The sequence below is a fragment of the Parapedobacter sp. GCM10030251 genome (assembly GCF_042666505.1).
In the GTDB taxonomy this organism is placed as follows: Bacteria; Bacteroidota; Bacteroidia; order Sphingobacteriales; family Sphingobacteriaceae; genus Parapedobacter.
In genome coordinates this window covers 70,360-81,677 of the sequence record NZ_JBHTDN010000013.1, presented here as the reverse complement: position 1 = coordinate 81,677, position 11,318 = coordinate 70,360, and the positions used below count along the sequence as shown (strand labels likewise).

Below are 11,318 nucleotides of genomic sequence, written 5' to 3'. Positions count from 1 at the left end.
ATTTCGATACCCACGGTTGCTGCGATGGGTTGCAACACGACGGCATAAACCGCAACCAGGGAGCGGAAAGCACCTTAGCCTATCTCATTTCGTACCTGGCGCTGCAACATACCTTTGAAAAGCCCTATGATAGCATCGTAGCGTGATTAGGAGGGTAACAAAAATAAATACGGGTATTGCGACGTTTTTTCCAAACAAATAACCTACCTTTATGGTAATTAATACGATACAGATACGCGTCTCCGGGTTACCGCTTTCCTCTTACCGCAACCAAAGTGGCTTTACTATTCGATCTCTGCATCCAGCGTTTACATTTTAAAGCCCTCATCATGGTCATTTTATTTTTTTTCGTAGGGATATGGTATCTCTCATTATTTTCGCAGACTTTTTTCCAGCATCGGTATGCAGCGCACGGCTCATTTACGATGAACCGGTTCTGGGAACGTTTTTTCTTCGTTTTTTCATACATCACACAGGGCTCCTCCTACATGAGCCCACGGGCCTACGCCATTATGCACCGCATGCATCACGCGTATACCGATACCGACCGCGATCCCCACTCACCTAACTTTTCATCGAATATCTTTGCCATGATGTGGCGCACCCGGAATACTTACCTCGACATTGACAGGCGGCGTATGCTGGTGGAAGAGCGGTTTACAAAAAACCTGCCTAATTGGGAGCGGCTTGACCGGTGGGGCAATACGCCGCTTTCGAGAGTGCTGTGGGTAGCCGCCTATATAACCTTTTTTCTGGTGTTTGCCAGCAGCTTATGGTGGTTCCTGCTGCTTCCCATCGTCGTTACCATGGGTGCCTTTCATGGGGCTGTGATCAATTGGTTTGCGCATAAATACGGTTACATCAATTTCCGGCTTAAAAACACTTCACGAAACCTGCTGGTGGTTGACGTACTGATGCTCGGCGAGTCTTATCACAACAACCATCATAAACACCCTTCTTCAGTTAACTTCGGTAGGCGCTGGCACGAAATCGATCCTGTATACCCCATTGTCCTGTTACTGAGGTGGCTGCGGATTATCAACTTCCCGAAAGCAAGCATGTCGGCCCTCGAAGTTCGTCAAGAAAAACCATCAAATCACGTTGAATAATAAAGGATGGGTATCGTCATCCAGTCCTCGAATGAAATGCGGGACCCCCTTGCGACCGCAACCGAGTGGCTTCAGCCGATAGAAAAGATAATTTTTCAAACTCGCTTTGTTGTTTTTTAAGGTACACTTTATTGCAAATAAACCGCTGAGATTGCCGCGTATGTCGCCGGATATCAGGAAAGAATAAAAATTATAATGGCCAACAGGGAAATTTTAACGGAATGGGTTGACGCTTTCAACTCGAAAAACATAGAGGCAATCATGGAACTTTACGCTGACACAGCTGCTCTTTGCCTTGTGGCGAAGTATCCTTTAATCGGTATCGGAAGGAACAGTGTGAAGAAAATATATCGCTGGCTATTTTCGTCCGGGCAAAGGACATGCATCCCGAAAAACGTTTTTGAGGACGGCGACAATCTGATTCTTGAATGGAGGGATACCGCCGGATTTTATGCCTGCGAAGTCATCCAGTTTAGGTGTAACAAGATAATTTCCCAGCGGAGCTATCAGGAAAAATTGCCGCACCTGAAATCGGAACAACTTTCTTTCCGATCAAACTGAAAATCATTAGCTGAAGTGGATCATTGAGTCAGTTTAGGATTCGGAACAACACAGCTGTACGACCGACAGCGAATATATTAAAACAGCGAATATATTAAAAAATGTAGAAATAGCGAAAGTGTAGATTTTCCGTGCAACGGGACCATAGCGAGACCGCACAAAATCGAAGCTTGTAAAACGCATTAAATGAGGATTTATGACAATGATTCGAATCCCTCACTCTCCGCACAAATGAAGCCTGGCAATAGCCGGGCTTTTTTTGTTGAAGACCTTTATTCGCCGATCAGTGTAACAAAAATATTTTGTTAGCTTTGAATTTACTTCAAACGGGGAGAACCATGAAACATGTACTATTGATACTTTGCTGGCTCGGTCTTGCACTCATCGGTCAAGCGCAAAACGACGCAGTCATCACTTTCCATAAAGGGAGAACGCAGGTCGGTGTCAACGAAGATGGGCGCTTGCAAATCAATGTACCGCCAAAGGAAATGCGTAAATTTAAGGAAACGGGCTGGGTACAGTACAGCGACTTTGGTGCAAAAGGAGACGGAAAAACGGATGACATAGATGCAATTGCGGCCACCCACGCATTTGCCAATGCCCAAAAGCTACCGGTAAAAGCAGATGATAACGCTACGTATTATATCGGAGGAAAGCCGCGTACTGCCATCATCAAAACCGATACCTATTTTGGAAAAGCCGCCTTTATCATTGACGATACCAACGTTGAGCGTATCGGTGCGGCGGTTTTTATGGTAAGCTCGGAAAAGCTTCCTTTTAAGCCGGAGGGAGTTTCTTCGCTTCGGAAGAACCAGGCAAAACTTGGCCTAACGTTTCCCAGTCCCTGTCTTATTGCTGTGGTCAATGCGAACGTAAAACAGTATATCCGTTTTGGTCCGAATCAGAATAATGGATCACCGCAAACCGACATTTTTGTAGTAGACAAAAACGGTGTTGTGGATATGAATGCACCAATTATCTGGGATTTTGACGAGGTTACCAGCATCACAGCTTTACCCATTGACGAAGCACCGCTGAAAATTACCGGTGGGGTTTTTACGACGATCGCCAATAAAGCCGAATCAAAATATACGTATTACAGCCGCAACATTGCCATACGGCGGTCCAATGTGACGGTCGACGGGCTTATGCACTATGTAACAGGAGAAGGCGACCAAGGAGCGCCCTATAGCGGTTTCATTGAGATCAAAGACTGTTCCTACGTGACGGTGAAAAACACCGTTCTTACCGGACGAAAAACGTATACCACCATTGGGTCTGCAGGAAAGCCTGTATCTATGGGAACCTACGACATCGCGGTTAATCGTGCGCTCAACGTTTCATTTATTAACTGCACGCAAACAAACGACATCAATGATACCAGGTATTGGGGAATCATGGGCTCCAATTTTGGAAAGAATCTTTTGTATGATGGATGTGCCTTATCTCGGTTCGATGCACACCAAGGAGTGGCAAATGCTACCATCCGTAACTCCACGCTTGGCCACATGGGAATCAATGCCATAGGTACCGGAATTTTTATATTAGAGAATAGTACGATCTTCAGCAGAAACATCATTAACCTGCGGCCAGATTATGGCAGCACATGGCAAGGGGAACTTATCATCCGCAACTGTGTCTTCAAACCTATTGCTGGAAAGTCGTTCAATACGTCGCTTATTAATGGAAACTATAGCGGTCAGCACGATTTTGGATACGTTTGTTATATGCCGGAGCGTATTACCATTGAAAATTTAAAGATTGACGACGCCAATGATTCCGATGACTATAAAGGGCCTGCTCTTTTTGCCGATTTCAATCCGCAGATGAAAGACGCGTCTTATCAGGAGAAATTTCCATACATAAAAACGAAAGAGGTAATTCTTAGAAATACAACCACAACATCCGGCAAACCATTAAGAATAAGTGACAATCTATTCATGTTCAAAGATGTAAGGATATTGGAACACTAAGCAATGCACTTGTGTCATTTCCAAATACAAAATGGCGTATTGACAAATTGTAGGAGAGCGTGTGAGTTGTTAGCAAGTGATAGGAATAATTGCCACGAAAACAGCAGTGTTGGGAGGAAGCTGGGAGATTTGTGCGATTACAGTAATGTAACGGCGAACAGAGTTTTCAGAATAAATGCAAGATCTTATGGGGCGAAAACGGTAAAAAAGGGTATTTTTGCCAGATATGACAGACTTAACCAAGCCGACGATAGGTGTTATCGGAAGTGGCAGTTGGGCAACTGCAATGGTAAAAATGCTGGGCGATAACGACGCCGAAAAGGCCGTATATTGGTGGGTACGCAATAAGGATACGGCCGATTATATCCGTAGCTTCAGGCACAATCCTAATTACCTAAGTGCGGTTACCGTCGGCCTATCTAAACGTCATATCCTTACTGATGTCCGCGCCGTGATTGCACAGGCTAATTTGATCATTCTCAATACGCCCGCAGCGTTTTTGAAAGATGCGCTGAAAGGGATCACTTCCGACATGCTGCGTGGCAAAATTATCGTGTCGGCTATCAAGGGTATAGTACCCGATGAAAACCTGATCGTCGGCGATTACCTTCAACAGGAATTTCAGGTGCCGATCACGCAAATAGCGGTAATTGGAGGCCCCTGCCATGCAGAGGAGGTCTCCCTTGAAAAGCTTTCTTACCTGACCGTCGCCTCTCAGAATACGCAGTTGGCAACTCAAGTGGCTTCTTTGATCAATACACGGTATATCAAAACCAATGTTTCTGACGATATTTACGGAACGGAATATGGTGCGGTACTAAAGAACATTTACGCCGTGGCGGCCGGTATTTGCCATGGTGTGGGATTTGGCGATAATTTTCAAGCAGTATTGGTATCCAATGCAATCAGGGAAATGGCCCATTTTGTGAACGCGGTCCATCCCATCAGCCGCGATATCAAGGAATCAGCTTATTTGGGCGATTTGCTGGTTACCGTCTATTCCCAATTCAGTCGAAACCGTACCTTTGGGAACATGATCGGCAAAGGATATTCCGTAAGGTCTGCGCAGTTGGAAATGAATATGGTGGCCGAAGGTTACTATGCATCGCGTTGTATCCAGCAGATCTGTATGACGCACGGGATTGATTTGCCAATCTGCAATGCTGTGTATAATATATTGTATCGGCAACTATCGCCAACCATTGAAATGAAGAGTTTAGCAGAAAAATTAACCTAATGAAAATGCGTTGTTTATTAGTTTTCCTGATCCTTTTAGGTGTTTCTTGCAACTCGTTTAGACAAACGGCGGTACCGTCGTATCGCAATGGGGTTGTGGTGTCCGCTCATCCCGAGGCATCTGCGGTTGGATTACAGATACTTCAAAGTGGAGGAAATGCCATTGATGCGGCTGTGGCCGTCCAATTTGCGTTGGCCGTAGTTTATCCCAATGCCGGCAACATAGGTGGCGGTGGTTTCATGGTTTATCGTGGGGCTGATGGAGATTTTGCTGCACTGGATTTTCGCGAAGTCGCGCCGGCTGCGGCGACAACGGATATGTATCTCGACGCCGAGGGCAATCCTGTAACCGAACTGAGCCTGAGGGGACAGCTGGCTTCGGGTGTACCGGGCTCTGTCGACGGGATGGTAAAGGCTCACGAGAAATATGGCAAACTGGATTGGCCCCGGTTGTTGCAACCGGCCATTGACCTGGCCAAAGATGGATTTCCGATTACCGCAATGCAGGCAGATGAGTTAAATGGCCAAAAAGAAAGCTTCAAAAAATACAATCCAACAGGAACCGCGTTTTTGAGGGATACGGACTGGGTAGCGGGCGATACCTTGATTCAATCGGAACTTGCGCATACGTTAACGCTCGTCAGTCGACAGGGGAGGGCTGGATTTTATGAAGGTGAAACTGCAGATAAGATTGTAAAGGAAATGAGGGCCGGAAACGGTATTATCAGCCATGCTGACCTCAAAAAATATGAGGCACGGTGGCGGGAGCCCGTGTCATCGACCTACCGGGGTTACCGGGTGGTATCCATGCCGCCCCCGTCAAGCGGCGGAATCGCGCTGATTTCTTTACTTAAATCTGTAGAGGCATATCCGTTATCCCGGTGGGGTTTTCAGCAAGACTCTACCCTGCGTGTGATGATTGAGGCCGAACGGCGTGTATATGCCGACCGGGCTACCCATTTGGGGGACCCTGACTTTTATGAAGTGCCTCAACCTATGCTGATTGACTCTTCTTATAATGCTGAACGCATGCGAAACATCAATTTCAAGCATGCTTCATTCAGCAGCGACATCTTTGCCGGCGGCCTGCCAAACGGTGAACGCGAAGAAACCACGCATTTTTCCATTGTGGATAAAGAAGGGAATGCAGTATCGATTACAACTACGCTTAATGGATCCTACGGATCTCACGTCGTAGTCGCGGGTGCGGGATTTTTATTAAATAACGAGATGGACGACTTTTCCGTTAAACCGGGAGCCCCCAATATGTATGGATTGATCGGCGGCGCCGCGAATGCGATTGAACCCGGCAAACGGATGCTGAGCTCAATGACGCCGACCATTCTCGAAAAAGATGGCAGTTTGTTTATGGTAGTAGGGACGCCGGGCGGGTCGACGATTATTACATCGGTCTTCCAAACCATTCTCAATGTGGTCGACTTTGGAATGGACATACAGGAAGCCGTAGCCGCCCCGCGGTTTCACCATCAATGGCTGCCCGATGAAGTCGCATTGGAAAAAAGCGCCGTGACTCAGCCAATCCGGCATGCATTGTCCACTACCGGATATAAACTGGTGGAGAGAAATAGTATTGGAAGGGTGGATGCGATTCTGGTATCGCCAAATGGCGGGCTAAGCGGGGGAGCAGATCCCCGTGGCGACGATACGGCAATGGGGTATTAATGTGCTAACGGAATAAAGAATGGATAAAGAGTATATTGCCGAACGCTATAAGCAGATACAGGATGGAATATGCCAGGCGTTGGAACACTTGGATGGAAAAGCGTCTTTTGCGGAAGAACTTTGGACACGCGCTGGCGGCGGCGGTGGGCGTACGCGGATTATTCAAAACGGCGCTGTAATTGAGAAAGGAGGCGTGAATTTTTCCGCAGTGCACGGCGTATTGCCCGATGCGGTTAGACGGGCGTTTCAAGTGGACGAACAGGACTTTTTTGCTACCGGCGTTTCCATTGTGCTCCACCCCGGTAATCCCTTCGTGCCCATTATCCACATGAATATCCGGTATTTCGAACTTAACGATGAGGTCCGATGGTTTGGTGGAGGGATAGACCTGACGCCACATTACATCCGAAAGGATGAAGCGACATATTTTCATCGACAACTCAAGGATATCTGTGATCGTTACGACACATCGTTTTATCCAGAATTCAAAGCCTTTGCCGACCGCTATTTTTACATCAAACATCGGGAGGAAACCCGCGGAATAGGAGGGATCTTCTACGATCGGCTAACACCTGCAAAAACTTCGCTGTCCTGGGAACAGATTTTTGATTTTTCATGTGACCTAGGCAATGGATTTGTCCCCATGTATGCCGAATTGGTGAATAGAAACCGCGACCGTCAATTCACTGAGGCTCATAAGCAATGGCAGTACCTCCGAAGAGGAAGGTACGTGGAGTTTAACCTGGTGTATGATGCGGGAACTAAATTCGGCCTGGAAACCAATGGGCGTATTGAATCAATTTTAATGAGTCTACCGCCCCATGCGGGCTGGGCCTATGATTTCAACCCCGAGCCTGATAGCGAGGAAGCCATGACCTTGTCGTGGCTTAAGCAAGGCGTGGATTGGTTAGCTCAATAATCGAACAACTACTTAGAAGATCTACGAATGGTGAAATTCAATCGGTTTATCCTAAGCAATGGATTACGGGTGTTGGTTCATGAAGATCCGGCAACGCCCATGGCGGTTGTCAACCTGTTATATGACGTTGGGGCGCGTGATGAAGATCCGGATCAAACGGGATTTGCCCATCTATTTGAACACTTGATGTTCGGGGGGTCGGAACATATTCCCAACTACGACGGACCATCCCAGGCAGTGGGAGCCCAAAATAATGCATTTACCAGCAACGATATTACCAATTACTACATTACGTTACCCGCCGCTAACTTGGAAACTGCCTTTTGGCTGGAAAGTGATCGCATGTTGAATTTAGCTTTCAATGAAAAAAGCTTGGATGTGCAACGAAACGTGGTTTGCGAGGAGTTTAAACAACGCTATCTCAATCAGCCGTACGGGGACGTTTGGCTTCGACTTCGCCCATTGGCCTATCGGGTGCATCCATATCGCTGGGCGACCATCGGTAAAGAGCTAGCTCATATCGAACAGGCGCAGATGGAGGATGTGAAGGCATTTTTTGCCAAACATTACACGCCTGAGAATGCAATCCTAGTGGTAGCCGGGGACGTAAAAGGCGAGGTTGTAAGGCAAATGGCCGAAAAATGGTTCGGCCCGATTGCTTCGCGGAGCACGTATTTGCGGCAGCTTCCAATTGAGCCTGAACAAGAGGAGGCACGTAGGGAGGTTGTATATGCGGATGTTCCTCTGAATAGTTTATATATCGCTTTTCATGGGCCTGCCCGTTCGGAAAGCGGTTATTACCCCATGGATCTTATTTCCGACCTGTTATCCCGCGGTACCTCTTCCCGACTTTTTCGTGCACTGGTAAAAGACCGGGAGCTGTTCAGCGAAATAAATGCCTATCATACAGGAAGTATCGACGGGAATTTGTTTGTCGTCGAGGGCAAGCCACTGCCCGGCATAACAATTGAAGCTGCCGAAGAGGCGATCTGGGACGAATTAAAACGGCTAAAAACCGAAGAAGTCACAGACTATGAGTTGAATAAAGTAAAGAACCGGATCGAATCTACTATGGTTTTCGCGGAAATGGCGATTTTAGAAAAGGCCATGAATCTGGCTTATTTTGAGTTATTGGGCGATGCCGACAAGTTGAACCACGAAGTGGAACGCTATTTCAACGTTTCCGCTATGGACATCCAGCTGCAAGCCAAGCAGCTATTTAGAAAAGAAAATTCATCAACCCTTATTTACATAGCCGACAACTATGCTTGATAGAACGAATCAGCCTCCTTTCCATTCCGTATCCGGGATAAATCTGATTGAACCGCAGCAAATTACATTTCCGAATGGGTTAAAAGTATTTGTCTTCGATTCCGGCGAGCAAGATATGGTCAGGATTGAATGGATCATCGGCCATCTTTTCACGCGGGAGGATCAGACGCTTTTGAATACGGGTATCTGTGAATTGCTCCCTGAAGGGACGCCTACCCTTAGTAGTGCTCAGATAGCCGAATTAATCGATTTTCATGGGGCTTTTCTGATTCCTGAATTGGGGTATGACCAGTCTTCTCTGACCTTGTTTTCGTTGAACAGGCATCTAGAAAACCTGCTGCCAGTGGTAAAAGATTTGTTAACCAACGCTGTTTTTCCTGAAAAAGAGCTAACCACCTACGTCCGCAATAACAAGCAAAAACTCCAAGTTTCACTTCAGAAAAATAGCTTTGTGGCGCGGAGGCTGTTTAATAAATCTTTGTTTGGATCTGTCCGTTACGGGTACGTGCCGGAAGTGTCGGACTATGACGGGTTGACAAGGGAGTGCTTATTAGGACTATTCAGGCAGCAATATACACCGATAAATTGCACGTTGGTAGTTTCGGGCAAAATTACGCCAGAAGTCATGAATCATCTCGAGCGCCTGTTTGGGAATGACTGGGGCGATCGGGACGGAACGGTGTCTGCCACGCAAATGCCTAAAGTGCTAGCTCCGGATGGTGCGTTGACGTTGGATGTGCGTGATGATGCGATGCAGTCGGCTATCCGGATGGGAAGCTTGAGTATTCAGCGTTCTCATCCTGACTTTCCTGGGCTTCAAGTGTTAAACACGGTGTTGGGAGGATATTTTGGTTCGCGACTAATGGCCAATATCCGGGAAGATAAAGGGTATACCTACAGCATCAGCTCTGGCCTGGTGTCGTTGAAACACGGCGCGTTTTTCACGTTAGCTTCGGAAGTAGGAGTGACGGTAACGGCTCCAACGCTTGGTGAAATTGAAAGGGAAGTTAACAAACTCCGGATGGAACCGATCAGCGAGAAAGAGCTTTCTGTGGTTAGAAACTATACCATGGGGAATTTATTAGGCAGTCTGGAAAACGTCTTCTCCCACGCCGACAAATTTAAGAATGTATATTTTTCCGGGTTGGGGTTAGATTATTATGACTATTTCACCTCGGTTGTCAACACCATTACGCCCGACGAGTTATTGCATTTGGCAAACAAATATTTGGATTATGACGGGATGGTGAAAGTGGTTGTGGGGAAGATAGCTCCTTAACCATTCGCGGTCGATTTAAGAACTTCAAACAACGCCTTTCCCTTTAATAGGCATTCATTATATTCTTTCTCCGGATCGGCATTGTCGGTAATCGCTCCTCCGGTATGAAAGGATAAGTAACAGTTTTCCGCATTATAGACCAAGGTACGGATAACAACGCTGAAATCGTAGTTTCCTTGTGGACCAAAGTACCCCAAAGCTCCAGAATAGACACCCCTGCGACTATTTTCGTACGAATCGATCAATTTCATTGCGCTGATTTTGGGGGCACCGGTCATGGATCCGGGGGGAAACGTATTGGCAATGGTGGTCGTAGTTTTGATTCCCTCGCGGATTTGGCAAGTGATGGTAGAGATTAACTGATGGACCTGTTTGAAACTATGTATTTGCAAAAGATCGGACGCCTTTACACTACCCGGTTCCGCGCTACGGGTCAGGTCATTCCTTACCAAATCGACAATCATGATATTTTCGCTAATCTCCTTTGGGCTGGTAACCAACGCATTTTTCAGTAGATTGTCTTCGTCGGCAGTTTTGCCCCTTGGCGCAGTACCTTTTATGGGCTGAGAAAGCAACGTACGGCCGCTTTTGGAAAGGAATCGTTCAGGCGAAGCAGACAGGATATATTTCTGACCGAATTTAAAAAAGCAAGAAAAAGGGGTGGGGGATATTTCATTGAGTCTCCGGTAGGCCTCCAATGGATTAAGCGATGCCTGCTCCGAAAAAAATTCCTGGCATAAGTTTACCTCGTAAATGTCCCCTTTCCGGATATGACGTTGCATTTCCGCAAATGCGGAAAAATAGGCCGACCGATTCATCCGGCTTTTCAATTGCCCTTTAAATCCGAGGGGGTCTTCACGTATTTCGGTCGCTTCGATCTGCGCTACGATGGTTTTGGGGTCCGAGCCCTTGATTTCGGCATTGTATTGGCCAATAAGAAGCGTATATTCGGGTACAAAAAAATAGGCGTCGGGGAATTCAGTTCGATTGGGATGCCGGGATTGCAGGTGTTCAACCTCGTTCTTAAGGTCGTATCCCAAAAATCCGGGAATCCATGTATCCGGATGGCTGTCGATGAATTGTTGCAGTTTGGCAAACGTATCCACGCCATCCGACGTAAAGGATTCGGCGGCACCTACGGCAATGAATACGTCGATATTGCCATAATTATCACGGTAGCCATTAGAATTCAGATAGCAGACACTGTCAAATTGTGCCGCCCACTGCAATGCTTTCTGCGTGAAACTTTCACTGTCTTTCAGATGGCATGCCAGTGACACCATGAT

Annotated in this window: 9 protein-coding genes; 8 read left to right on the top strand and 1 reads right to left on the bottom strand. The window is 46.8% G+C overall.

Annotated elements, in window-relative coordinates; translation table 11 throughout:
- The first annotated feature begins 329 nt into the window (after window positions 1-329).
- From ACFQRK_RS21925 to ACFQRK_RS21890, 8 genes are all read left to right on the top strand, one after another.
- A complete protein-coding gene (locus ACFQRK_RS21925) occupies window positions 330-1,109 on the top strand; it encodes an acyl-CoA desaturase (RefSeq protein WP_379010382.1) in 780 nt (259 codons plus the stop codon).
- A 195-nt stretch (window positions 1,110-1,304) separates the two neighbouring features.
- Window positions 1,305-1,670 carry a nuclear transport factor 2 family protein gene (locus ACFQRK_RS21920; protein ID WP_379010381.1) on the top strand — a complete coding sequence of 122 codons (366 nt, stop codon included), beginning with the start codon at window positions 1,305-1,307 and terminating at the stop codon, window positions 1,668-1,670.
- 338 nt (window positions 1,671-2,008) lie between these two features.
- Window positions 2,009-3,643 carry a hypothetical protein gene (locus ACFQRK_RS21915; RefSeq protein WP_379010379.1) on the top strand — a complete coding sequence of 545 codons (1,635 nt, stop codon included), beginning with the start codon at window positions 2,009-2,011 and terminating at the stop codon, window positions 3,641-3,643.
- Between the two features lie 226 nt (window positions 3,644-3,869).
- The gene (locus ACFQRK_RS21910) at window positions 3,870-4,880 is read left to right on the top strand and encodes an NAD(P)H-dependent glycerol-3-phosphate dehydrogenase (RefSeq protein ID WP_379010378.1); all 1,011 of its coding nucleotides are present in this window, start codon (window positions 3,870-3,872) and stop codon (window positions 4,878-4,880) included.
- Window positions 4,880-6,562: a gamma-glutamyltransferase gene (ggt, locus tag ACFQRK_RS21905; RefSeq protein ID WP_379010376.1), complete on the top strand. Its 1,683-nt coding sequence runs from the start codon at window positions 4,880-4,882 to the stop codon at window positions 6,560-6,562. The genes ACFQRK_RS21910 and ggt overlap by 1 nt, the downstream gene beginning before the upstream one ends.
- Before the next feature lie 19 nt (window positions 6,563-6,581).
- Window positions 6,582-7,481 carry an oxygen-dependent coproporphyrinogen oxidase gene (gene hemF, locus ACFQRK_RS21900; protein WP_379010374.1) on the top strand — a complete coding sequence of 300 codons (900 nt, stop codon included), beginning with the start codon at window positions 6,582-6,584 and terminating at the stop codon, window positions 7,479-7,481.
- A gap of 27 nt (window positions 7,482-7,508) precedes the next feature.
- The gene (locus ACFQRK_RS21895; RefSeq protein WP_379010373.1) at window positions 7,509-8,753 is read left to right on the top strand and encodes a M16 family metallopeptidase; all 1,245 of its coding nucleotides are present in this window, start codon (window positions 7,509-7,511) and stop codon (window positions 8,751-8,753) included.
- The gene (locus ACFQRK_RS21890) at window positions 8,746-10,032 is read left to right on the top strand and encodes a M16 family metallopeptidase (protein WP_379010372.1); all 1,287 of its coding nucleotides are present in this window, start codon (window positions 8,746-8,748) and stop codon (window positions 10,030-10,032) included. The genes ACFQRK_RS21895 and ACFQRK_RS21890 overlap by 8 nt, the downstream gene beginning before the upstream one ends.
- On the opposite strand, the gene ACFQRK_RS21885 is transcribed toward ACFQRK_RS21890, so the two are convergent.
- Window positions 10,029-11,315, bottom strand: coding sequence for an anthranilate synthase component I family protein (locus tag ACFQRK_RS21885; protein ID WP_379010371.1), 1,287 nt, complete (start codon window positions 11,313-11,315; stop codon window positions 10,029-10,031). The genes ACFQRK_RS21890 and ACFQRK_RS21885 overlap by 4 nt on opposite strands.
- Between the last annotated feature and the right edge of the window lie 3 nt (window positions 11,316-11,318).